Origin of the sequence: Burkholderia oklahomensis C6786 (assembly GCF_000959365.1) — a bacterium.
GTDB lineage: Bacteria > Pseudomonadota > Gammaproteobacteria > Burkholderiales > Burkholderiaceae > Burkholderia > Burkholderia oklahomensis.
On sequence record NZ_CP009556.1, the window covers coordinates 229,585 to 254,546 of the forward strand.

Annotated in this window: 8 protein-coding genes; all 8 read left to right on the plus strand. The window is 70.7% G+C overall.

Going from position 1 to position 24,962, the window contains the following annotated elements:
* Positions 1–183 precede the first annotated feature (183 nt).
* Positions 184–6,543, plus strand: a complete 6,360-nt coding sequence (locus BG90_RS19180) for a non-ribosomal peptide synthetase (protein WP_010117778.1) — start codon at positions 184–186, stop codon at positions 6,541–6,543.
* A complete protein-coding gene (locus BG90_RS19185; RefSeq protein WP_010117776.1) occupies positions 6,540–7,772 on the plus strand; it encodes an MFS transporter in 1,233 nt (410 codons plus the stop codon). Before BG90_RS19180 ends, BG90_RS19185 begins: the two co-directional genes overlap by 4 nt.
* Positions 7,765–17,511: a type I polyketide synthase gene (locus BG90_RS19190; RefSeq protein WP_045568357.1), complete on the plus strand. Its 9,747-nt coding sequence runs from the start codon at positions 7,765–7,767 to the stop codon at positions 17,509–17,511. The genes BG90_RS19185 and BG90_RS19190 overlap by 8 nt, the downstream gene beginning before the upstream one ends.
* Complete coding sequence (locus BG90_RS19195; protein ID WP_010112299.1) at positions 17,508–18,626, plus strand: thiazolinyl imide reductase; 1,119 nt, start codon at positions 17,508–17,510, stop codon at positions 18,624–18,626. Before BG90_RS19190 ends, BG90_RS19195 begins: the two co-directional genes overlap by 4 nt.
* Positions 18,623–19,390 carry a thioesterase II family protein gene (locus BG90_RS19200; protein WP_010112298.1) on the plus strand — a complete coding sequence of 256 codons (768 nt, stop codon included), beginning with the start codon at positions 18,623–18,625 and terminating at the stop codon, positions 19,388–19,390. The genes BG90_RS19195 and BG90_RS19200 overlap by 4 nt, the downstream gene beginning before the upstream one ends.
* Positions 19,391–19,405: 15 nt before the next feature.
* Complete coding sequence (locus BG90_RS19205; RefSeq protein ID WP_010117774.1) at positions 19,406–22,366, plus strand: salicylate synthase; 2,961 nt, start codon at positions 19,406–19,408, stop codon at positions 22,364–22,366.
* Between the two features lie 579 nt (positions 22,367–22,945).
* Positions 22,946–23,338 (plus strand): VOC family protein, encoded by a 393-nt coding sequence (locus BG90_RS19210; protein WP_010112296.1) that lies wholly within the window; start codon positions 22,946–22,948, stop codon positions 23,336–23,338.
* 213 nt (positions 23,339–23,551) lie between these two features.
* Complete coding sequence (locus BG90_RS19215) at positions 23,552–24,847, plus strand: O-acetylhomoserine aminocarboxypropyltransferase/cysteine synthase family protein (RefSeq protein WP_010117772.1); 1,296 nt, start codon at positions 23,552–23,554, stop codon at positions 24,845–24,847.
* The last annotated feature ends 115 nt before the right edge of the window (positions 24,848–24,962 follow it).

The following is a 24,962-nucleotide window of genomic DNA, read 5'->3' on the forward strand; positions in this document are numbered from 1 at the left end:
CGCATCGCACACGCCGGGGCCGCCGTCGCTCAGCGTCGCGTGCGCATGCCGCCGCCACTCATCCGATGACCGACGACCGCACGACGCATCGCGCCATCGCCCGCAAGCGGGCGGGGCGCGCGCGTCGACGGGGTGTCTTTGCGTTCTGGGTTTCGCATCACAACCGACTCGAGATCTACATTCATGTCCGACCTTCATACGAGCCTCGCCCCCGATCCAGCCGTCGAAGCCGACTGCATCGCGCTCGACGGCGCATCGCTGCGCGGCGAGCTTGCCGCCGATCTGTCCGTCGATCCCGAACGACTCGACGCCGACGCCAACCTGCTGCAACTGGGTCTCGACTCGATGCGCCTGATGGCGTGGCTGAACCGGCTGCGCTCGCGCGGCCATACGCTGACGCTGCGCGAGCTGTACCGCGAGCCGACGCTCGCCGGCTGGCTCGCGCTGATGCGGCGCAGCCCCGCGCGCGTCGCCGAGCGGCCCGCCGCGCCGCAGGCATGGCCGACGATGCGCGACGGCGAAGCGTTCGCGCTCACGCCCGTCCAGCACGCGTATCTCGTCGGCCGCTCCGCGCAGCAGCCGCTCGGCGGCATCGGCTGCCATCTGTATCAGGAGTTCGACGGCGCGGGGCTCACGCCGGACAGGCTGGAATCCGCCGTCCGCGCGCTGATCGCGCGCCATCCGATGCTGAGCGTCGCGTTCCGCGCGGACGGCCGCCAGCAATGGCGTGCGGGTTCGAGCTGGCCCGGCGTCGCCGTGCACGATTTGCGCGCCTGCGGCGACGCGGAGCGCGAGCAGGCGCTCGCCGCATTGCGCGAACGCCTCGGCCATCGCGTGCTCGACGTCGAGCACGGCGAGACGTTCGACTTCCAGTTGTCGCTGCTTCCCGGCGGGCGGCATCGCCTGCACGTCGACCTCGATCTGCTCGTGCTTGACGCGGCGAGCTTCACGCTGGTGTTCGACGAACTCGCGGCGCTCGTCGGCGGCCGCGCGTTGCCGGACATCGGCAGCAATTACGACTTTCGCAGCTACGTCGCGCATCTGCAGCACGACAGCGCGGCCGCGCGCGAAACGGCGCAGCGTTACTGGCGCGCGAAGCTGCCCGAACTGCCGGCCGCGCCGCGTCTGCCGCTCGCCCAGGAGCCCGAGCGCGTCGCGCCGGTGCGCTTCAGCCGCCGCCGCGCGGCGCTCGGCGAGGCCGACTGGCGCGCGTTCAAGGCGCAGGCGAGCGCGTGCGGCGTCACGCCGACGATGGCGCTCGCGACGTGCTTCGGCGCGGTGCTCGCGCGCTGGAGCGGCGAGCCGCGCCTGCTGCTGAACCTGACGCTGTTCGATCGACAGCCGCTCGATCCGGCCGTCGAGCGGATGATCGCCGACTTCACGAACATCCTGCTAATCGACCTCGCCGCCGAAGGCGCGCCGTTCGACGCGCTCGCGCGCGCGAACCAGGCAACGTTCGCCGACGCATACGAGCATCGCCACTGGTCGGGCGTCGAGCTGCTGCGCGAGCTGCGCAAGGAACAACGTCATCCGCACGGCGTGCCCGTCGTGTTCACGAGCAATCTCGGCCGCCCGCTGTACGGCCGCGACACCGCCGCCGCGCTCGGCGAGCCCGCGTGGGGCATCTCGCAAACGCCGCAAGTATGGATCGACCATCTCGCGTTCGAACACGACGCGTCGGTATGGCTGCAGTGGGACAGCGTCGACGCGCTCTTTCCGGCAAGCCTCGTCGATGCGCTGTTCGATGCGTACGTCGCGCTCGTGCGGCATCTCGTGCGTGACGCCAGCGCCTGGCGCAAGCCGCTGCCCGATCCGATGCCCGACGCACAGCGCACGGTCCGCGCGCGCGTCAACGACACCGCGCGGCCGGTGCCGGACGGTTGCCTGCACGACGGCTTCTTCCACGTGGCCGGGCGCACGCCCGACGCCGTCGCGCTGATCCATCGCGACGCGCGGATCAGCTACGCGACGCTCGCCGAACAGGCGCGCCGCTGCGCGGGCGCGCTCGCGGCGCGCGGCGTGGGAGCGGGCGACACGGTCGCCGTCAGCATGTCGAAGGGCATCGGGCAGATCGTCGCGGTGCTCGGCGTGTTGCACGCGGGCGCGGTCTACGTCCCCGTGCCGCTCGACCAGCCGGAAGAACGCCGCCGCAAGATCTACGACGACGCTCGCGTGAAGCGGGTGCTCGTCTGCCGCGACGATCCGGCGGCGATCGCGGCGTCGGACGATCCGGCACGCTATCTCGCGTGGCAGGACGCCGTCGCGGCCGACGCGCTGCGCGATCCCGTCGCGGTCGATCCGCGCACCCCGGCGTACGTGATCTACACGTCCGGCTCGACCGGCACGCCGAAGGGCGTCGTGATCTCGCATCGCGGCGCGCTCAACACGTGCGCGGAGCTGAATCGGCGCTACCGCGTCGGCCCCGACGATCGCGTGCTCGCGCTGTCGGCGCTGCACTTCGATCTGTCGGTCTACGACATCTTCGGCGTGCTCGCGGCGGGCGGCGCGCTCGTGCTGGTCGACGAAGCGCAGCGGCGCGATCCGGCCGTCTGGTGCGAACTGCTCGACCGCCATCGCGTGACCGTATGGAACAGCGTGCCCGCGCTGTTCGACATGCTCGTCACGTACGCCGAAGGCTTCGAGCTTTGCGCGCCGTCGACGCTGCGCGTCGCGATGTTGTCCGGCGACTGGATCGGTCTGGATCTGCCTGCGCGCTACCGCGCGTTTCGCGCGGACGGCGAGCTCGTCGCCATGGGCGGCGCGACCGAGGCGTCGATCTGGTCGAACGCTTACGACGTCGGCGACGTGCCGCCGCCATGGCGCTCGATCCCTTATGGCTATCCGCTCGCGAACCAGCGCTATCGCGTCGTCGACGAGCGCGGCCGCGATTGCCCGGACTGGGTGCCGGGCGAGCTGTGGATCGGCGGCGAAGGCATCGCGCTCGGCTACTTCAACGACGCCGAACGCACCGCGCGGCAATTCGTCGACGACGCGAGCGGCCGCTGGTATCGGACGGGCGATCACGGCTGCTACTGGCCCGACGGCACACTCGAGTTTCTCGGCCGGCGCGACAAGCAGGTGAAGATCGGCGGCTACCGGATCGAGCTCGGCGAGATCGACGCGGCGCTCAATCGCATCGACGGCGTCAAGACCGGCATCGCGCTCGCGGTCGGCGAACGCGACAAATCGCTTGTGGCGTTCGTCGTGCCGTCGTGCGACGCGCTGTTCGACGAACGGCGGGCGGATCCGGCATGGCCGTCCGACTTTCGCGCGCTGGTCGCGCCCACGGACGGATGCGGCGCCGCTCGGGAAGCCGATCCGGACACGGACGTGGATGCGCACGCCGGCCGCGCCATCGACGCCATCGGCAACGCGAGCGCAATCGCGGACGCCAGCCGCGACGCCGACGCCGACGCCATCGCGAAGTCCGACGCGGCCATCGAACGTCTCGTCGCCGATTTCCTGCACGACCATCTGCAACGCGAAGGCGTGACCTTCGACGCGCCGCTCGACGTCGACGCTGCGCTCGCGTGCTATCGCGCGCAGCCGGCGTGGCGTGCGCTGTTCGCGCGCTGGCTCGCGCTGCTGGCCGCGCACGGCCGCCTCGCCGAACGGGACGGCACGTATCGCCGCGGCCCGCGCTACGACCACGCGCGCCGCCGGCCGCGCGCCGACGATCCGCTCTTCACGACCGCCGACGCGCTGCTCGCTCACCACGACGCGCTCGGCGCGATCCTGCGCGGGCTGCGCCCGGCGCACACGCTGCTCGACCATCCGTTCTGGTCGCCGGAATCGCTGCTGCTGCGCAGCGATGGCGCCGGGCAAGCGATCGATGCGCTCGCCACCGCGGTCGCGGCGCTATCCCGCTCGCTCGGGCGGCCCGCACGGCTCGTCGAGATCGGCGCGCGCAGCGGCCTGTTCGGCGAAGCGCTGCTGCGCCGCCTCGACGCGCAACGGCTGGCCTACACGGCCGTCGACGCGTCGCAGGACATGGTGCTGCGCGCGCAGGCGCGCATCGCCGCGTTCCCGCATGCGCAAGCGCGGCGCGCGGACCCCGCGTCGCTGAACGATCTCGCGCACGGCGCCGACGTGGTCTGGGCCAACAACGCGCTGCACCGCCTCGACGATGCGGCGCTCGACGCACTCGTCGAGCTGGCCGCGCCGTCGGCGCTCGTCTATGTGACCGAGCTGCGCGATGCGTCGGCGCTCGCGCTCGTCAGCGCCGACCTGCTCGCGGGCGGCGCTGCCGCGCAGCACAGCCTGCGTCGCGCGGAAGACTGGCGACGCGCATTCGACGATCGCGCGCTCGCGTGCGAGCAGTCGGACGACGTCGGCGCGCACCGGCGCTTCGTGCTGCGCGCGCCCGCCATCGTGCGCACGCCCGATCCGCGAAAGCTGAGCGCGGCGCTCGCTGCGCACCTGCCGTCTTACATGCTGCCGCAGCGGCTCTACTTCATCGACGCCCTGCCGCTCACCGCGAACGGCAAGATCGACCACAAGGCGCTGCTGGCCCGCTGCGCGCCCGCCGCCGCCGCCGCTGTCGCCGATGCCGACACCGACGCCGCGCGGCAAGCGCCGCAGGGCGACGCCGAAACGGCCGTCGCCGTGCTGTGGCAACGCCTGCTGCAAGTCGATGCGGTGCATCGGCACAGCCACTTCCTGCAGCTCGGCGGCGACAGCCTGCTCGCGACGCGCCTGATCGGCGAACTCGATCGGGCGGGCTACACGGCGCGGCTCGGCGATCTGTTCGACTACCCGACGCTCGCCGCCTTCGCCGCGACGCTGCGCCCGCGCATCGAGCCGGCAGCGGACACGCTGCGGCCCGACGCCGCGTCGCGCTTCCAGCCGTTCCCGCTCACCGACGTCCAGCAGGCGTATCTGGTCGGCCGCCAGGCCGGCTTCGCGCTGGGCGGCGTCGGCTCGCACTTCTTCGTCGAATTCGAAGTCGAGCGGCTCGACGTCCTGCATTTCGAAGCGGCGTGGAACCGCCTGATCGGGCGGCATGACATGCTGCGCGCGGTCATCCGCGACGGCCGGCAGCAGGTGCTCGCCGAAGTGCCGCCGTTCGCGTTGACGCGCCATCGCGTCGCGAGCCTCGACGGTCCCGACGCCACCGCGCTGCGCGAGCGGCTCGCGCATCAGGTCCTCGATCCCGCGCGCTGGCCCGTGTTCGACGTGCAAGCGGCCGAAGACGGCGGCGAGCGCAGCCGGCTCTACGTGTGTCTCGACAATCTGATGCTCGACGGTCTCAGCATGCAGATCCTGCTCGCCGAGCTCGAGCAGTTGTATGTCACGCCCGATCGCGCGCTGCCACCGCTCGACATCGGCTTTCGCGATTACGTGACGCACGTCGCCGGCCGGCGCGCCAGCGAAGCGTCGCTCGCCTACTGGCAGCGCCGGCTCGACGGCCTGCCCTCCGCGCCGCAACTGCCGCTTCGCCGCACGCCCGCGGAAATCGGGACGCCGCGCTTCGTGCGGCTGTCGGCGCGCCTGCCGCGTGCGCAATGGCACGCGTTGAAAGCGCACGCCGGCGCGGCGAGCCTGACGCCGTCGGCCCTGCTGCTCGCCGCATATTCGGCCGTGCTGTCCGCGTGGAGCGCGCAGCGCGAGCTGTGCGTGAACCTGACGCTGTTCGATCGGCAGCCGGTGCATCCGCAGATCGAGCGGGTGCTCGGCGACTTCACGTCGCTGCTGTTGCTCGCGTGGCAGCCCGCGAATGACTGGCTCGCGAGCGCGCAGCGGCTGCAGCAGCGGCTGTGGCAAGACCTCGCGCACCGCGACGTGTCGGCGCTCTGGGTGATGCGTCAGCTCGCGCAACGGCACGGCCGGGCCGCCGCCGAGATGCCGGTCGTGTTCACGAGCGCGCTCGGCTTCGATCACGACCGCTTCCTCGCCGACGCGTCGTGGCTCGAACCGCGCTCGGGCATCTCGCAGACGCCGCAGGTATGGCTCGATCACCAGGTCTACGAATCGGAAGGCGAGCTGCGCTTCAACTGGGATGCGGTCGAAGCGCTGTTCGAGCCCGATCGGTTGCGCGCGATGTTCGATCAGTACGTCGCGCTGCTGCAGCGGCTCGCGACCGACGCATCGGCGTGGCGGCTACCGCTTGACGTCCTCGTGCCGCGTGTCGGCCAGGCCGGCGCGCGGACGATGCGCGACGAGCGCGCGGTCGGCTCCGCCACCGCCGCGCCCGCGGCGCCGATCACCGCGCTTCGCGACGACGCGCAGCCGGTCGATGCCGCGCTCGTCGGCCGGCTGCGCCAGCATTTCGAACAGACGCTCGGCCTGCCGATCGCCGCGCGACAGAGCTTCTTCGAAGCCGGCGCGTCGTCGCTCGAACTCGTTCAATGGCACGTCGAGCTTCGGCACGCAGGCTATGCGTCGCTCGCGGTGACGGATCTCTTCACGCATGCGTCGCCGCACGCGCTCGCCGCGCATCTCGGCGGCGCGCACGCGCCGGCCCAGGCCGACGATGCGAACCGGCGCGCGCTCCTCGACCAGCGCAGAGCAAAGTTGCAGCGTCGGCGAGGAGCCACCGCATGAAGCGCTATCTGCCGTACTGGTCGTACTACGCGCACCAGGGCATGGTCAGCGCGCTGACGATGCAGGGCGTCGTCGGCTACTTCCGGCACGCGGGCGCCGACCTCGCTCAACTGAGCTGGCTGTCGCTCGCGATGCTGCCCTGGGTCGGCAAATTCCTGTGGGCGCCGTGGTGCGAGCGTCACGCGTTGCCGCTGCGCGGCAACCGCTATCAGGGCAGTCTCGTGCTGCTGCAACTCGGCATGGCGGCTCTCATCGCGTGCATCGGCTTGCTGCCGCCGACGCACGCGGCGGGCACGATCGTCGTGTCGCTGACGCTGCTGTCGCTGCTGTCCGCGAGCCACGGCATCTACGCGAACGGCATCGCGATCTGCACGACCGACGCCCGCAGCCGCCCGTTCGCGAACGTCGCGCAAGTCGGCGGCAGCTATCTGGGGATTCCGCTCGGTTCGTTCGTGTTCCTCGCGATCGCCGAGCGCGCCGGCTGGCGCTACGGCTTCGCGGGCATCGCCGCGCTGTCGCTGCTGCTGCTGATTCCGTCGCTGCTGATCCGGCAGCCGATGCAGGCCGCACCCGTCGGCTCGGCGCGTCCGCGCCTGCGCTGGCGCGATCTGCGCGGGATCGGGCCCGCGCTCGCGCTGACCGCGATCTACCTCGTCGCGATGCGCGGGCTGATGGCGCTGCAGACCGTGCTGCTCGTCGATGCGGGGCTCGGCCTGAGCGCGCTCGGCGAAGTCGTCACGATCTACAGCACGGCCGCGAGCGGCGTCGGCATCGCGCTCGGCGGCTGGGCCATGCGCCGTTTCGGCGCGTGGCGGTGCGTGCTGCCCGTCATGCTGTCGTTCCCGCTGCTCGCGGGCGTGCTCGCCATCGGCTATCCCCGCTTCGGCATACGCGAATGGACGCTCGCGTTCGGCTTCGTCAACGTCGCGGCGGCGATCGGCTTCGTCACGCTCTACAACGTGCTGATGGGACTCACCCGCCCTCACCAGCCGGCATCCGACTACGCGCTGTTCCAGTCGACCGACATGGCCGTCGCCATGCTGATGTCGATGGCCGTCCTGCGCATCAGCCACGCCGTCGGCTATCGCCCGGTGCTCGCTTTGCTCGCCGCGCTGGCCGTCGCCAGCCTGTGGCCCGCGATCCGGCTGTGTCGCCGGCTCGCGCGGCCGGCCACGCCCGCGCTTTCTCCCGCCGCCCGCGAACCCTCTCTCGAAACCAGTCATGGATAAAGCCACTTCGTCCGCTCGCCCGGCCGCGAACCTCGACGCGCTGCTCGCGACGCATTACCCGAACGGCGAGCCGATCGCCGTGATCGGCCACGCATGCCGCTTCCCGGAAGCGGACGACAGCGACGCGTTCTGGCACAACCTGCTCGCCGGCACCGAATGCAGCCGCCGCTTCACGCGGCAGGCGTTGCTCGACGCGGGTCTCGACGCCGCGACGATCGACGCGCCGAACTTCGTCAACGTCGGCACCGTCGTGCGCGACGCCGACGCGTTCGATGCCGCGCTGTTCGGCTATTCCCGTCAGGAAGCCGAATCGATCGACCCGCAGCAGCGCCTCTTCCTGCAGATCGTCTGGCACGCGCTCGAGCACGCGGGCTACGCGCCGCGCGACGTCCCGCACCGCACCGGCGTGTTCGGGTCCGCGCGCATCAGCACGTATCCGGGCAGGGAGCCGCTGCGGATCGCCGAAGTCGCGCAGGTCAAGGGCCTGCAATCGCTGATGGGCAACGACAAGGACTATGTCGCGACGCGCGTCGCGTACAAGCTGAACCTGCGCGGACCAGCGCTCGCCGTGCAGACCGCGTGCTCGAGCTCGCTCGTCGCGGCGCACCTGGCTTGCGAAAGCCTGCGCGCCGGCGAATGCGACATGGCCGTCGCGGGCGGTGCGGCCGTATCGTTTCCGCAGCACGCAGGCTATCTGCATCAGCCGGGCATGATCTTCTCGCCGGACGGCCGCTGCCGGCCGTTCGACGCCGACGCGCAAGGCACGTTCGCCGGCAACGGCGTCGGCGCGGTCGTGCTGCGGCGGCTCGGCGACGCGCTGCGCGACGGCGATCCCGTCATCGCGGTGCTGCTCGGCAGCGCGATCAACAACGACGGCGACCGCAAAGTCGGCTACACCGCGCCGTCGGCGGCCGGACAGCGCGATGCGATCCGCGACGCGCTGATGCTCGCGGGCGTCGACAGCACGCAGATCGGCCTCGTCGAGGCGCACGGCACCGGCACGCCGCTCGGCGATCCGATCGAGCTCGAAGCGCTACGCGGCGTCTTTCATCGGGCGGGCGAAGGGCCGCGCTGCGCGCTCGGCTCGGTCAAGAGCAACATCGGGCATCTCGATACGGCGGCCGGCATCGCGAGCCTCCTGAAAGCCGTGCTCGCCGTCGAGCGGCGCGCGATTCCGCCGAGCCTGCACTTCCGCAAGCCGAATCCGGCGCTCGGCCTCGACGACAGCCCGTTTTACGTGCCCACCGAAGCGCAGCCCTGGGACGACGCATCGCGCGTCGCGGGCGTGTCGTCGTTCGGCATCGGCGGCACGAACTGCCATGTGGTCGTCGCGTCGCTGCCGGACGCGTTGCGCGCGGCGGCCGGCGGCGACGACCGTGCGCAGCCGGACGCGGGCGCGGCGCTACTGCTGAGCGCGGCGAGCGAGCCGGCGCTGCAACGCCTCGCGCGCGGCTACGCGGACGCGCTGCGGCATGCGAGCGCGCGCGACTTGCTCCACACCGCGCTGCGCGGGCGGCAGCTCGACCTGCCGCACCGGCTCGCGGTGCCGTTCTGCGAAGAGACCGTCGCGGCGCTCGACGCATTCGCGCTGGGCGAAGACGATGCGCTCGTCCATCGCGGCAGCGGCGAAGCCGGGCAAATGGTCTGGCTTTTCACGGGCCAGGGCTCGCACTGGCCCGGCATGGGACAGGCGCTCTATCGGCAATCGCCCGCGTTCGCCGCGTGCCTCGACCGCTGCTTCGCGGCCTGCGACGGCGAGCTCGACGTCCCGCTGCGCGACGCGATGTTCGGCGAGCGCGGCGATCTGCTCGAACGGATGGACTACGCGCAACCCGCGATCGTCGCGTTCGAACTCGCGATGGCCGCGCACTGGCACGCACTCGGTCTCGAGCCGCAAATCGTCATCGGTCATTCGGTCGGCGAATACGCGGCCGCGGTCGTCGCCGGACACTACGAGATCGAGCAGGCGATGCCGCTCGTCCGGCTGCGCGGCGCGCTGATGCAGCGCTGCGCGGAGGGCGCGATGCTCGCCGCGTTCGCATGCGCCGACGAATTGCTGCCGCTCGCCGGGCAAGCCGGCGTCGACGTCGCCGCGCATAACGGCGGGCGTCATCTCGTGTTCTCCGGCCGTCGCGATGCAGTCGACGCGCTCGCCGCCGCGCTCGCCGCGAAAGACATTCGCCACGCGCGGCTCACGGTCCCGGGCGCCGCGCATTCGGCGTTGCTCGATCCGGTGCTCGACGCGTTCGAACGCGCGGCCGCGCAGCTGCATGCGGCGCCCGGCCGCGTGCAGCTCGTGTCGACGCTGCTCGGCGAGCCGATCGACGCGGATGGGCTCAACGCGCACGGCTATTGGCGCCGGCACATGCGCGAACCGGTCCGTTACGCCGACGCGGTCCGTCTCGCCATCGCACAAGGCGCGGGCGTGTTTCTCGAACTCGGGCCCGATGCGCAGCTGACGGGGATCGGCCTGCGCGAGTCGCCTCAACGCGCGCGCTGGATCGCGAGCGCGCGCCGACAGCAGCCCGCGCTCGCTCAAACGCGGCAAGCGACGCTCGAACTCTATGCGGCGGGTGTCGCGCTGCCGTGGGCGAACGTGCTGCCTTCGTCCGGCCGCAAGCTGCACGCGCCGCGCTATCCGTTCGATGCCGAACGCTATTGGCGCGATGTGCGGCCGGCGGCCGTCACACCGCCCGCGGCGCACGGCGGCGATATCGACCCGGCGCTCGCCGAAGGCCGCCGGGTCGCGGCCGCTGCCGCCGCATCGCTCGATCTGCCGCGCCTGCAACGACTCTACGACTGTGTCACGCAGTTGCATGCGATCTACGTCGATCGACTCGTGCGCCGCTGCATCGGCGAGCGCTTCGACGAGGGCGCGACCGCGCTCGACATCCTGCGCGCGGGCCGTCTGCTGCCGCGCCATCGCCAGTTGCTCGTGCGGCTCTTGAATGCGTGCGTCGAAGACGGCTACTACCGCCGCGACGACGACCGCTACGCGCCCGCGCTCGCGGTGCCCCACGCGGAACGCGACGCGCTGCTGCACATCCTGCGCGACTGCTGCGAAGGCTTCGACGTGATCGCCGACACCGTCGCGCGCGCGGGAGACAGCCTGCACGCGATGATGAGCGGCGACATCGAACCGGTCGCGGTGATCTTCCCGGACAGCGCGTCGAGCGGTGTCGAAGTGCTGTATCAGGAATTCAGCTTCGGGCGCTATTTCAACCAGATCGCCGCGGGCGTCGTCGCGGGGCTCGTCCGCGAGCGGCAGACGAACCGTCGCCGGCACCGCCCGTTCCGGATTCTCGAAGTCGGCGGCGGCACCGGCGGCACGACCGCGTGGCTGCTGCCGGAACTCGGCGGCGAGCCGAACGTCCGCTACGACTTCACCGACATCTCGCCGATCTTCACGCGGCGCGCCGAGCAGAAATTCGCCGCTCACGAATGCGTCGATTATCGCGTGTTCGATCTGCAAAAAGACGCGCAAGCGCAAGGCTTCGAAGCGGGCGCATACGACCTGATCGTCGCGGCTAACGTGATCCATGCGACGCAGCACGTCGGCCGCACGCTCGCGAACCTCGCGCCGCTGCTGAAGCCGGGCGGCCGTCTGCTGATGCGCGAGATCACGCGGCCGATGCGCCTCTTCGATTTCGTATTCGGCCCGCTCGTGCTGCCGCTGCACGACGAGGATGCGCGCGGCGGCGAGCTGTTCCTGTCGACCGCGCGCTGGAAGGAACAATGCATCGCGGCGGGCTTCGAGCGCATCGACTGGCTGCCGGACGACGGCGCGCCGACGTCGGGCATCAGCGAGCACATCGTGCTCGCGTCCGCGCCGGGCCGCTCGTCGGGCGTCGCGCCGTGGCTCGCCGACGACGCCGATCCGCTGCTCGGTCAGCCGCTCACCGACGATGGCGTGTATCTCGCCGACTGGTCCGATTGCGCGGGCCAGCGCGAGGCTTGGCAGCAACGGCTCGCGCGCAGCGGCGCGGAACTGGCGAGCCGCCACGGCGGCGGCCGGACGGCGCCGACGATTCGCGCGCCCGAGCGCGCGCCTGCGTGGCTGACGCTCGTGCGCCTGCGCTGGTGCGCCAGTCCGTTCGACGCGGCGCGGATCGCGCTCGACGCGCGCGACAAAACCGGCGCGTGGCGGCCGCTCGACGCCGATTCCACCGAAGGCGGCCTGCCCGCGCCGCTGCCTGCGCGCGATACGCATTACGGCTGGCAGTGGCGGCCCGTGTCCGATGCGTCGCCTAATGCGAACGGCATCGCGTTGCACGCCGAGTCGGCGTCGTTCGCCGACGCGCTGCGCGACGCGGGCGTGCCGATCGCGCCGCACGCGGATCGCCGATTGTTCGTGCTCGATCCGGATGAAAAGCCGCTACAGGCGATCGCGTCGGCGTTGCTCGCCGCGCTGTCCGATGCAAGCCGCGCGCCGCTCGTCGTGGTGACCCGCGGCGCATGGAAGGTCCACGCCGACGATCTCGTCGACCCCGCGCATCGCGCCGCCTGGGGGCTGCTGCGCGTCGCGGCCGCCGAACGGCCGGACCGCGTGCTCGCCGCGATCGACCTGCATCCGGCCGCTGCGTGGCGCGATCTGCTGCCGGCGCTCGATACGCTCGGCAGCGGCGCTCGCTGGCTCGCGGTCCGCGACGGCCGCGCGCATGCGCCATCGCTCGCGGCGGAACCATACGTCGCGCCCGCGCTGCCCGCCGGCGCGCTCGCCAGCGAACGCTGGCACGTCGTCACCGGCGCGTTCGGCGGCCTCGGCCGACTGAGCGTGCGCTGGCTCGCGCGCCACGGCGCGCGCCGCATCGCGCTCGTCGCGCCTCGCGCTCATGACGGCTGGTCCGCGTTCCAGCATGAAGTCGAAGCGCATCATGCATGCGAATTGCGCTGGGTGCGTTGCGACGTCGCCGAGCCCGCGCAGTTGACAGCGGCGCTGCAAGCGCTGCACGCGGATGGCGGCGTCGCGGGCGCGATCCATGCGGCCGGCGTCCTCGACGACGCGCCGCTCGCCACGCTCGACGCCGAACGCATCGCGCCCGTGCTTGCGCTGAAGGCCGACGCGGCGCGCGTGCTGCGCGACTGGCTCGGCGCGCACGACGCGCGCTATCTGCTTTTCTATTCGTCGGCGGCCGCCGCGCTCGGCGCGCCGGGACAAGGCGCGCACGCGTTCGCGAGCGCCTATCTCGACGGGCTCGCCGAAGCGCACGCAAGCGGCGAAGCGCCGGCGGTGATCTCCATCGCGTGGGGCGCATGGGGCGAAGCCGGACGCGCGGCCGAGCCCGCATTGCAACACAAGCTCGCGGAAAGCGGGATGGGCGTGCTGTCGAGCGCGGAAGGCCTGTGGCATCTGGAACAGGCCGTGATGCGCGGCGCGCCATACCGGCTCGCGATGCGCGTGCAGCGCGAGCGCCTCGACACCGGCCGCCGCGCGCTATTCGACGCTGGCGCCGATACGCCATCCGCGCGGCTCGTGCGCTCGCCGGCGGCGGCCTCCTCCGCCGCTTCGGCGTCGGCGGCCACCGCTGCGGCCCCCCCCGCCGCGCGCCCCGATCCGCGCGATGCCGATGCCGTCTGCCAATGGTTGACGGCTCGCATCGCCGCGCAGTTGAAGCTCGACGATCTCGCTCAACTCACGCCGAAACGCGATCTGCTGAAGCTCGGCCTCGATTCGCTGCTGTTCCTCGAATTGCGGAGCGCGGTCGAATCGCAGCTCGGCGTCAAGCTCGACGCCGAGCGCGCGTATCGCGACATGACGGTCGCCGGAATCGGCCGGCTGATTGTCGAATCCGCGCCCGCCGACGCCGGCGCGCCCGCTTCGGACGCCGGCGCGCTCATCCACGATCCCGCGAACCGCTTCGAGCCGTTCCCGTTGACGCCGATCCAGCACGCGTACTGGCTCGGCCGCACCGATCTGATCGCCTACGGCGGCGTCGCGTGTCACGTGCTGTTCGAATGGGACATGCGGCACGACACGTTCGACCTCGCACGCTTCGAGGCCGCCTGGAACGCGCTCGTCGCGCGTCACGACATGCTGCGGATGATCGTCGATTCAGACGGCCGCCAGCGCATCCTGCGCGACGTGCCCGCCTACCGGCCGCGGCGGCACGATCTGAAGCGCCTCGCCGCCGACGAACAGGCGCGCGCGCTCGAACACACCCGCGACGAACTGTCGTACCGTGTGCTTCCCGCCGACCGCTGGCCGCTGTTCGAGCTCGTCGTGACCGATCTCGACGATGCGCGCTACCGGCTCCACATGAACCTCGACCTGCTGCTGTTCGACGTGCAGAGCTTCAAGGTGATGATGGACGACCTCGCGCGCGCCTATCGCGGCGCGGCGCTCGAACCGCTGCAGATCACGTTCCGCGACTACGTGCTCGCCGATCAGGCGCGCCGCGACGCGCCCGACTGGCAGGCATCGTGGCGCTACTGGCAACGCACGCTCCCCCAGTTACCGCCCGCGCCCTTGCTGCCGCTCGACCCCGAACGCGCCGGCCGCGCGCGGCCCCGCTTCACCACATATCAGGCGCGCCTCGAACGCGCGGACTGGGACAAGCTCAAACGCGAATGGCAGCGCTGGGGCGCGACGCCGTCGGCCGCGCTGCTCGCGCTCTTCGCCCACACGCTCGAACGCTGGAGCCGGCATCCGGATTTCACGCTGAACCTGACGTTCTTCAATCGGCGTCCCGATCATCCGCAGGTCTCGCAACTGATCGGCGATTTCACGTCGGTGCTGCTGATCGACTTCGCGCTGAACGGCGCACCGACGCTGCGCGACACGATCGAGCGCACGCAGGAACGGCTCTGGCAGCGCCTCGCGCACAGCCAGGTCAACGGCGTCGAGCTGATGCGCGAGCTGTCGCGCGGCCGCGCGCACGATCCTCGCCGGCCGCTGATGCCGGTCGTGTTCACGAGCATGCTGGGGATGTCGCTCGACGGCCTGAGCATCGATCAGGCGATGACGAGCCTGTTCGGCGAGCCGGTCCACGTGTTCACTCAGACGCCGCAGGTCTGGCTCGATCATCAGGTGATGGAAGTCGACGGCGATCTCGTGTTCAGTTGGTACTGCATGGACGACGTGCTCGCACACGGCGCCGCGCAGGCGATGTTCGACGATTATCGATGCCTGCTGCGCGGAATCGCCGCGCAACCGGAACGGATGATGCAGCCCGGGCTCGCGAAGCTGCGCGACGACGGCGCATGGGCGGATTTCGCGCGTCGTCGCTGGCCGCTGCGTGCCGACGATGCGTGCATGGATCTGCGCGACATCGAAGACCTGCTGCGCGCGCAGGACGGCGTATCCGATGCCGACGCGACGCTCGCCGAAGACGGTCGCGCGCTCGACATCGTCGTGTCGGCTGCCGGGGCGCGGGTCGCGCCGCCGCCCGAGATCGACGCGCCGCTGACCCTGACGTCTCCGCTGCCGATGCTCGACGCGTCGCAGCTCACGGAAATCGATGCGACATGGCACTGGCTCGAAGCACGCGCGCTGCGCGGCATCGCCCGGACGCTGCATCGCCACGGCCTGTTCGCGCAGGCCGGGCAACGCCACGATCTCGACGAAGTGCAGTCGCGCCTGCGCGCGCGGCCGCAGTATCGCCGGCTCGCGCGGCAATGGCTGCTCGCGCTGGCCGAGCGCGGCTGGCTACGCCGCGAAGGCGACGCGTTCGTCGGCGAACGTGCGCTCGATACGGTTCCCGATCCGGCCGAGGCGCTACCGCAAGCCGGCTGGAGCCGCACGCTCGGTGCCTATCTGGACACGTGCATCGCGCGTCACGATGCGCTGTTCGACGGCACGCAAGCGCCGCTCGCGCTGCTGTTCGACGACGACGATGCGGTCACCCGCGCGCTGTACAGCGACAATCCGGCGATCGACTGCCTGAATCGCAGCGCCGCGCAGATCGCGCGCGCGCTCGGCGAGCGTTCGGGCGGGCTGCGTGTGCTCGAAGTCGGCGCCGGCACCGCCGCGACGACGCGCCACCTCGTGCCGGCGCTCGACGGTCGGCTGCACAGCTACCGCTTCACCGATGTGTCGACGCTGTTCCTCGACGCCGCCCGCGAACGCTTTGCCGGCCACGCGAAGCTCGACTACGCGCGCTTCGACATCAACGCGCCCGTCGATTTCGATACGCATCCGGAAGCAGGCTACGACGTCGTCGTCGCGGTCAACGTACTGCACGACGCGAGCGACGTCGTGCGATCGCTGCGCCGCCTCGGGCAATTGCTGAGACCGGGCGGCCGCCTGTTGATGATCGAGGCGACCGAGCGCGACAGCGCGCTGCAGATGGCGAGCATCGGCTTCATCGAAGGCCTGAACGGCTACGACGATTTCCGCACGGCCGACGACAAGCCGATGCTCGATCTGCCGACGTGGCGCGACGCGCTCGGGCAGGCGGGCTTCGCGGTCGAACTCGCGTGGCCGGAGCAGAAGTGCAGCCCGCTGCGTCAACACCTGGTGCTCGCACGCGCGGCGCACGTCGGCCGGCTCGATCTCGGGGTGCTCGAACGCGGCCTGCACGCACGCTACGGCGATGCGCTGCCGCCGGTGCGCATCCGGCAATGCGAGCGCATCGATCGACATGCGGACCGCCACGTGGCGCAGCGCGACGAATCGAACGAAGGCGCGTCGAGCCGCGCGGCTCGCGCGTCGCACTCGTCGATTGGGCCTGTCGCGCCCGTTGCGCCGCCGCGCGATCCGGAAGCACAAGCCGCGCTCGAAGGCCGCATCGGCGCGGTGTGGCAGGCGCTGCTGAAGTGCCCGGTTCATCGCGACAGCGATTTCTTCCAATGCGGCGGCGACAGTCTGATCGCGACGCGAATGATCGCGCAGCTCAATCGCGACGGCATGCGCGGCGCGAGTCTGCAGGCGCTCTTCGCCGAACCGACGCTCGGCGCGTTCTGCGCGACGCTGAACGCGCCGCCCGCGTCCGAAGCGGCAGCCGATGCGGGCGACTGCCTGGTGGCGCTCGCCGAAGGGTGCGATCCGGCGCGTGTGTTCATGTTCCACGCGTCCGACGGCGAGCTCGCCGCATACGTGCCGCTCGCGCGGCATCTGGACTGCCGCGTTCACGGCTTGCGCGTGACGGACGCGACGCTGCCCGACGATCTCGGCGCGCTCGCCGATCGCTACGTGCAAGCCATCCGCACGTTGCAGCCGCATGGGCCGTATACGTTGATCGGGTGGTCCTATGGCGCATCCGTCGCCGCCGAGGCCGCGCGCTTGCTGCACGAGCGCGGCGAGACGGTCGAACTCGCACTGCTCGATCCCGTCTGCCGCGTCGATTTCGATCATGCCGATCGCGCGTCGCTGCTGCGTCTGCTTGCACAAGGACGCGCCGTCGTGCCGCTGCCCGACGACCTCGAACAGCTCGACGCCGACGAGCAGACCGCGTGCTTCGCCCGCGCCGCGCAAACGGCCGGGCTGCTGCCGGAGCGCACGAGCGCCGCCGATGCGCAGCGCTGGCTGACGCGCATCGGCGACCTGCTCGGCCTGCTCGCGCGCCACCACGCGCCCGCCCCGCTGCCGATCCGCTGCCTGTGGATCGCCGCCGCGCACCGCCCGTCCCGCTGGCAACCGGCCGAACTCGACTGGCAGGGCTGGGACGCGCACGCGGAACGCCACACGCTCGACGCAGACCATTGGACGCTCGTGATGGACGACGCACGAGCACAGAACGTCGCCGCCCTGTTCCGGCAGTGGCGCGACAACCATCGCCGCCCGCAGGAGAAAGTCGCATGAAACCTCTCAACACGCGCAACAGGCGCGTACTCGTCGCCGGCGCAAAATTCGGCGAAATCTATCTGAATGCGTTCCTCGCGCCGCAGCCGGGGCTCGAGCTCGCGGGACTCCTCGCGAACGGCAGCCCGCGCGCGCGGCAACTGGCTCACGCGTTCGGCATTCCGCTCTACACGTCGATCGACGACGTGCCCGGCGACATCGACATCGCATGCGTGGTCGTCCGCTCGACGGTCGTCGGCGGCGCCGGCACGTCGCTCGCGCAGGCATTCCTCGAACGCGGCGCGCACGTCGTGCAGGAGCATCCGCTGCATCCGGACGACGTCGCCCGCCTGCAGCAGCTCGCCACGCAACGCGAGCGCGCCTATTGGGTCAACAGCTTCTATGCGCACACGCCGGCCGGCCGCTGCTGGATCGATCGCGCTCGGCGCGTGCGGCGCGCGCTCGGCGGCGATCACGCGCACTTCGCGCATCTCGCGACGAGCCGACAGTTGCTCTACTCGTCGCTCGATATGCTGCTGCAGGCGAGCGGCGCCGTCGACGCGACGGTCGACGCCGCGGGCGACGACGATCCCGCGTTCCACGCGCTGCGAGTCGGTCTGCCCGGCTGCCGCGCGACGCTGCGTCTGCAGACCTATCTCGATCCCGACGATCCCGATCTGCACAGCCTCGCGATGCATCAGCTCACGCTCGGCTGGCCTTCCGGCTATCTGTCGCTCGACGCGAGCTACGGCCCGGTCGTCTGGACCGCCGCGCTATACGACCCGCGGCATCGCGACGGCAATCGCAGCGCGTACCGGACGACGGGCGCCGAAAGCGCGCATCTCGATCGGCCGCCCGCCCTGCCGCTGCATCCCGCGCCGGCAAGCTGGCGCGACGCGCTCGAAGTCGACGGCCCCGCGGGCGTCGCGCACGTGCTGCACGCGCTGCGCCGGCATCTCGACGGCGCGGCGGCGCCCACCGCGTTCGATCCCGCCTATCAGCTCGCGCTCGCCCGCGTCTGGCAAAAGACACTGCAATGCGCGGGCCCCGCGCGCGAGCGCCGCGTCGCGCCGCCGCCGGCGATCGACCCGCGCACGCTCGTCGACGCCGCGCCCGACGAACAGGTGGCGGCATGAACGAGCGGCGGATGCTGCGTCCGTGGATCATGTCGCCGGAGCCGGCCGCGTGGCGGCTCGTCATGTGCCCGTTCGCGGGCGGCAGCAGCAGCGCATTCCGCGATTGGCGCAACGTCGACGACTTCGGCATCGACGTCTCGCTCGCGATCTATCCGGGCCGCGACCACCGGATGCGCGAGCCGGGCGCGGACGACATCGGCCGGCTCGCCGATCAGCTCGCCGACGAACTGGCCGATGCGAAGGCGTCGCCCGGCAAGCTGATCCTCGCCGGGCACAGCATGGGCGCGCAAGTGGCGTTCGAGACCTGCGAGCGTCTCGAGCGGCGCGGCGCGCCGCCGTTCGCGCTCGTGCTGTCCGGCTGCCACGCGCCGCACCTGAAAGGACGTCGCCTCCTCAGCCATCTCGACGACCGCGCGTTCGTCGATCAGCTCGTCGAGATCGGCGGCAGCGACGCCACCCTGCTGTCCGATCCGTCGCTGCTCGCGATCTTCCTGCCGATGCTGCGCGCCGACTTCCGGATCACCGAAGCCTATCGCCGCATGCCGCGCGCCGACCGGCGCCGCATCGACACGCCGACGCTGCTCGTCCACGGCAGCCGCGACATCGAAGCGTCGCGGGAAGAAGTCGCCGCGTGGCGCGACTGGCTGCGTCGCGCGGACGAACCGATCGCGATGCCCGGCGACCACTTCTACGTGACCCGCAGACCGCGCGCCTTTCTGCAACAGCTCCTGCGCCGGCTCGAGTCGACCTCCGCGTGTGTATGACCCTCAGAGATGCTCATGGAAACTCTTCTTCATCCGAATCCGAACGAAACGGCCGACGCCGTGGCCACCGAACCCGACATCTCGTCCGACGCGCTGCCGCTCGGCGAACATTTGCGCCGCTGGGCGGCCGACCATGCGACGCGCACCGCGCTCGTCGCCGGCGGCGAACGCGTGCCGTTCGTCGCGCTCGATCGCCGGGTCGATCGGCTCGCGGCCGCACTGCACGAGCTGGGCCTGCGTCCCGGCGACCGTGCGATGGTGCAGTTGCCGAACGGCATCGCGTTCGTCACCGTCTGCTTCGCGCTATTCCGTCTCGGCGTGGTGCCCGTACTCGCGATGCCGACCCAACGCTCGCGCGACATCGACGCGCTCTGCCGCATCGCGGAGCCCACCGCTTATTTCATCGCGGACGGGATGGACGGCCTCGACGCCCGGTCGCTCGCCGTCGACATGCTCGACGCGCATCCGTCGCTGCGCCGGATCGTCATCGACGGCGAGCCCGGCCGGCGCGACGATGACGATGCCGACGAGCGCGTCGTGCCGCTCGCGTCGCTCGACGCGCCGCCGCGCGCACTGACGCCGCCGGCGCCGAATGACGTCGCGCTGCTGCTCCTGTCGGGCGGCACGACCGGCACGCCGAAGCTGATTCCGCGCACGCACGCCGACTACGCATACAACTTCAGCGCGTCGGCCGCGCTCTGCGGGCTCGACGATACGAGCGTCTATCTGGCGGTGCTGCCGGCCGCGCACAACTTCACGCTCGCATGCCCCGGCATACTCGGCACGCTCGCGAGCGGCGGCACGGTCGTGCTGTCCGACACGGCGAGCTGCGACGAAGCGATGCCGCTGATCGCGCGCGAGCGGATCACTCACGTCGCGCTCGTGCCGCCGCTCGCACAGCTCTGGGCGCAAGCGCGCGAATGGGAACGCAGCGACCTGTCGAGCCTGCGGCTCGTCCAGGTCGGCGGCGCGCGGCTGGACCCGGCGCTCGCGCGCCGCCTGCCCGACGTGCTCGGCTGCCGTCTGCAACAGGTATTCGGGATGGCTGAAGGACTGCTGTGCTACACGCGGCTCGACGATCCGCCCGACACGATCGCGCATACGCAGGGGCGGCCGCTGTCGCCGCGCGACGAAGTGCGCATCGTCGACGCGCACGGCCGCGACGTCGCCGCCGGCGATGTCGGCGAGCTGCTGACTCGCGGGCCGTATACGATCCGCGGCTACTACCGCGCGCCGGAGCATAATGCGCGCAGCTTCACGGACGACGGCTACTACCGCACGGGCGATCTCGTGCGCCGCGACGCGGCCGGCAATCTGATCGTCGAAGGGCGCATCAAAGAGCAGATCAATCGCAGCGGCGAAAAGATCTCCTCCGCGGAAATCGAGCTGCTGATCGACGCGTTGCCGGATGTGCAGGACTCGGCCGTCGTCGCGGTTCCCGACGCGCTGCTCGGCGAGCGCATCTGCGCATTCGTGCGTCCGCAACGCGACACGCTCGATGCGGCGGCGCTCAAGCAGGCGCTGCGCGCACGCGGGCTCAGCGAATTCAAGCTGCCGGATCAGATCGAAATCGCCGCGCATTGGCCGTTGACGTCGGTCGGCAAGATCGACAAGCAACGATTGATCGCGATCGCCAAGGCGCGCGATGCCGCCCCGGCGCGACGCTACGTCGAACGCCATCTGAGCGTGCGAAGCGACCCGCTGGATCTGGCATCGCGCATCATGCGCGCATTGCCGAGCCGGCACTGCATGCTCTACGAGCGCGGCAGCGAATGGAGCATCGGCATCGATTCGGCGCTGAGCGTGATCGTCGAGCCGGACGGAACGGTGCGCCGCAGCGACGGCGCAAGCTGGCGCGACGCGCGGCCGTGCGACGGGATCGCACACGCGCTCGCGGACGTGCAGATCGACGCGTGGCGCGCATACGGGCGTGCCCATTTCGAGTTTTCTCATCTGACATACGGCATCGACGGCGCGCGCGGCGACGAACCGCTGCTGCGGCTCGCGATTCCGCAAAGCGAGATTCGCGTGTCGAGCGGCCGCGCGCTGATCCGCAGCCTGGAGCCCGGCGCGCTCGCGATGCTAGCCGAGTTGGTCGACGCGCAAGACGCCGCGCAGCAGGCCGAGCCCGGCGCGCGTCTCGAAACGATCGACGGCGACCGCGACGCGCGCGCGTACAAGGAACAGGTCGCGTCCGCGGTGCGCGAAATGCAGGCCGACGCGTATCAGAAAGTGATCCTGTCGCGCGCGGTCGAGGTTCCGGCGTCACTCGACACGGTGTCGAGCTACGTCGCGGGCCGGCGGACGAACACGCCGGCCCGCTCGTTCCTGCTCCGCGACGGCGACTTCGAAGCATATGGTTTCAGCCCCGAAACCGTGGTCGAAGTGAGCGCCGACGGCTTCGTCAGCACGCAACCGCTCGCCGGCACGCGCGCATTGACGGGCGACGACGCCGAAGACGCGCGTTTGCGGCGCGAACTGCTGCGGGATGCGAAGGAAATCGCCGAACACGCGGTGTCGGTGCAATTGGCGATGGACGAAATGTCGTCGGTCTGCGACGCCGATACGCTCGGCGTCAGCGAATTCATGAGCGTCTATCGGCGCGGCACCGTCCAGCATCTCGCGTCGCGCGTGCGCGGGCGACTCGCGGCGGGCCGCCACGCATGGCATGCATTCGAAAAGCTGTTCCCCGCCGTCACCGCTTCGGGCATTCCTAAGCGCGAGGCGCTCGACAGCATTCGACGCCACGAGCAGCGCTTGCGCGGCTTGTACAGCGGCTGCGTATTCGTCGTCGACAGCGAAGGCGCGATGGATGCCGCGCTCGTGCTGCGCTCCGTGTATCGAGACGGCGAACGCTGCTGGCTGCAGGCCGGTGCGGGGCTCGTTCCGCTGTCGACGCCCGATCGCGAATGGACGGAGACTTGCGAAAAGCTCGCTTCGGTCGCGCGTCATTTGCAGGGGCAGGCGGGCGGCTAGGCGCGGAAGCCGTGGTGCCGCGTGGCGTGGCGGAAGCATCCATGAAACCGCGCTGCACGACACGATACCGCACCGTGCGATTGGTCGGAACCAGTCGATGACGCGGCCGGCAAGCGCGGCAGTCGCGCAGCGCCGGAGACTTGCGCGAGCGGCTTCGCACGCATCGGCATCGCGACGCCGGCATTCGGGAGCAAGCAACGTCCGCCGTCGAAGCTGTTCGGACAATCGCCCGCCCGGATGCGGGCGATGCGGCCATCCGCCGCGGCCCTCGGGACGAATCGCGCGTCGCAATGATGCGCCTGCGCCCCTCGACGAAGCTCGACATCGTTCCGCAACCGGCGCATCACACGGCCTCCGCGGCGAACGATCCGAACATCGCGGCGGGCGATGGACGGACGCCCATCGCCGGGCGAATCCGCGGACCTGCTCGCACGTCCCGAGCAATTAGCCTCGTCTCTGTTGCATGCGGCGAATCAACCGTCGAAACACCGCGCCGGCCATTCGACGCGCCCCATCGCATCGCCTTCGACACGCGCTAGAATGACCGCTCCGGGTCCAACCTTCAATTGTCCGCCCGCCATGCCCGTCATCGGCCTCGATCACTACAACCTCCGTGCGCCTCGTCCGCTCCTCGACACGCTCCGCGATTTCTACGTGAACGTGGTCGGATTGCGGCTCGGCGATCGCCCGCCGTTCCGGAGCCACGGCTATTGGCTGTATGCCGGCGCGCGAGCGGTGCTGCATCTGTCGGAAGCCGGGCCCGGCGAATCGCGTGCGCCGCATGTAACGAACACGTTCGACCACGTCGCGTTCTCCTGCAGCGATCTGCCGGGAACGATCGTCCGTCTGCAGCAATTCGACATCCGGTACACGAGCGCCGACGTGCCGCTGACGCGTCAGCATCAGTTGTTCTTCGACGATCCGGCGGGAAACGGCGTCGAATTGAATTTCATGGCGGACGCCGACGGCTGACGCTCGCGCAAGAGCAGGCAAACGAGCGACAAAAGCGCGCGCACGACGCATTCGCGTCAGGCCGGTCGTCCATCGACCGCACGCCTCCGCGCAGCGCCCCGGCATTTGTCTTGTCCGTGAATAAGCTTGTCACCAAACAAGCTAAAAGCGCGCGACCGCGGCTCCTATAATCGGCCGACACCTTCACAAAAGCACACCGATCGGAGACCCACCATGACCGAATCCGCATCCGCCGACTGGCGCCTCGAAACCATCGCCGTGCACGGCGGCTATCGCCCCGATCCGACGACGCGCGCCGCCGCGGTGCCGATCTATCAGACGGTCGCGTTCGCGTTCGACGACACGCAGCACGGCGCCGACCTGTTCGACCTGAAGGTCCAGGGCAACATCTATTCGCGGATCATGAATCCGACCAACGACGTGCTCGAACAGCGCGTCGCGGCGCTCGAAGGCGGCGTCGGCGCGCTGGCGCTCGCATCGGGCCAGGCGGCCGTCACCTATTCGATCCTGACGATCGCCGAGGCGGGCGACAACATCGTCTCGTCGAGCACGCTGTACGGCGGCACCTACAACCTCTTCGCGCATACGCTGCCGCAGTACGGGATCACGACGCGCTTCGCCGATCCGCGCAACCCGGCGGCATTCGAAGCGCTGATCGATTCGCGCACGAAAGCGATCTTCGCGGAGTCGGTCGGCAATCCGCTCGGCAACATCACCGACATCGCCGCGCTCGCCGACGTCGCGCATCGCCACGGCCTGCCGCTCATCGTCGACAACACGGTGCCGACGCCGTATCTGCTGCGTCCGTTCGAGCACGGCGCGGACATCGTCGTCCATTCGCTGACGAAATATCTCGGCGGACACGGCACGAGCCTCGGCGGCGCGATCGTCGATTCGGGCAAGTTCCCGTGGGCGAAGCACGCCGACCGCTTCAAGCGGCTGAACGAGCCGGACGTCAGCTATCACGGCGTCGTCTATACCGAAGCGTTCGGCGACGCCGCGTATATCGGCCGCGCGCGCGTCGTCCCGCTGCGCAACACCGGCGCGGCGATCTCGCCGTTCAACGCGTTCCAGATCCTGCAAGGGATCGAGACGCTCGCGCTGCGCATCGACCGCATCAGCGAGAACGCGCTGAAGATCGCGCAGCATCTCGCGGGGCACGAGAAGGTCGAATGGGTCGATTACTCCGGACTGCCGAATCATCCGGATCACGCGCTCGTCGACCGCTATCTGTCGGGCCGCGCGCCGGGCATCCTCACGTTCGGCGTGAACGGCGGGCGCGCGGGCGGCGCCGCGTTCCAGGATGCGCTGAAGCTCTTCACGCGGCTCGTCAACATCGGCGACGCGAAATCGCTCGCGACGCATCCCGCGTCGACGACGCACCGCCAGCTATCGCCGGAAGAGCTCGCGAAGGCGGGCGTGAAGGAAGAGACGGTGCGGCTGTCGATCGGCATCGAGCACATCGACGATCTGCTCGCCGATCTCGATCAGGCGCTGGCGAAGGTCTGAACGGCGTCGCGATCGGACGTTCGCGCGTTCGATCGCGGTGCGGTGCGGTGCCGCGAGGCCGCCGCCTCACATCGCGGGGCGCGCTTCGCGCCGTGTTCGCGTGCACCGCATCGCC

Excerpts from the sequence above, each read along its gene's own strand:
- BG90_RS19180 (WP_010117778.1), top strand. The coding sequence starts at position 184 with ATGTCCGACCTTCATACGAGCCTCGCCCCCGATCCAGCCGTCGAAGCC.
- BG90_RS19185 (WP_010117776.1), top strand. The coding sequence starts at position 6,540 with ATGAAGCGCTATCTGCCGTACTGGTCGTACTACGCGCACCAGGGCATG.
- BG90_RS19190 (WP_045568357.1), top strand. The coding sequence starts at position 7,765 with ATGGATAAAGCCACTTCGTCCGCTCGCCCGGCCGCGAACCTCGACGCG.
- BG90_RS19195 (WP_010112299.1), top strand. The coding sequence starts at position 17,508 with ATGAAACCTCTCAACACGCGCAACAGGCGCGTACTCGTCGCCGGCGCA.
- BG90_RS19200 (WP_010112298.1), top strand. The coding sequence starts at position 18,623 with ATGAACGAGCGGCGGATGCTGCGTCCGTGGATCATGTCGCCGGAGCCG.
- BG90_RS19205 (WP_010117774.1), top strand. The coding sequence starts at position 19,406 with ATGGAAACTCTTCTTCATCCGAATCCGAACGAAACGGCCGACGCCGTG.
- BG90_RS19210 (WP_010112296.1), top strand. The coding sequence starts at position 22,946 with ATGCCCGTCATCGGCCTCGATCACTACAACCTCCGTGCGCCTCGTCCG.
- BG90_RS19215 (WP_010117772.1), top strand. The coding sequence starts at position 23,552 with ATGACCGAATCCGCATCCGCCGACTGGCGCCTCGAAACCATCGCCGTG.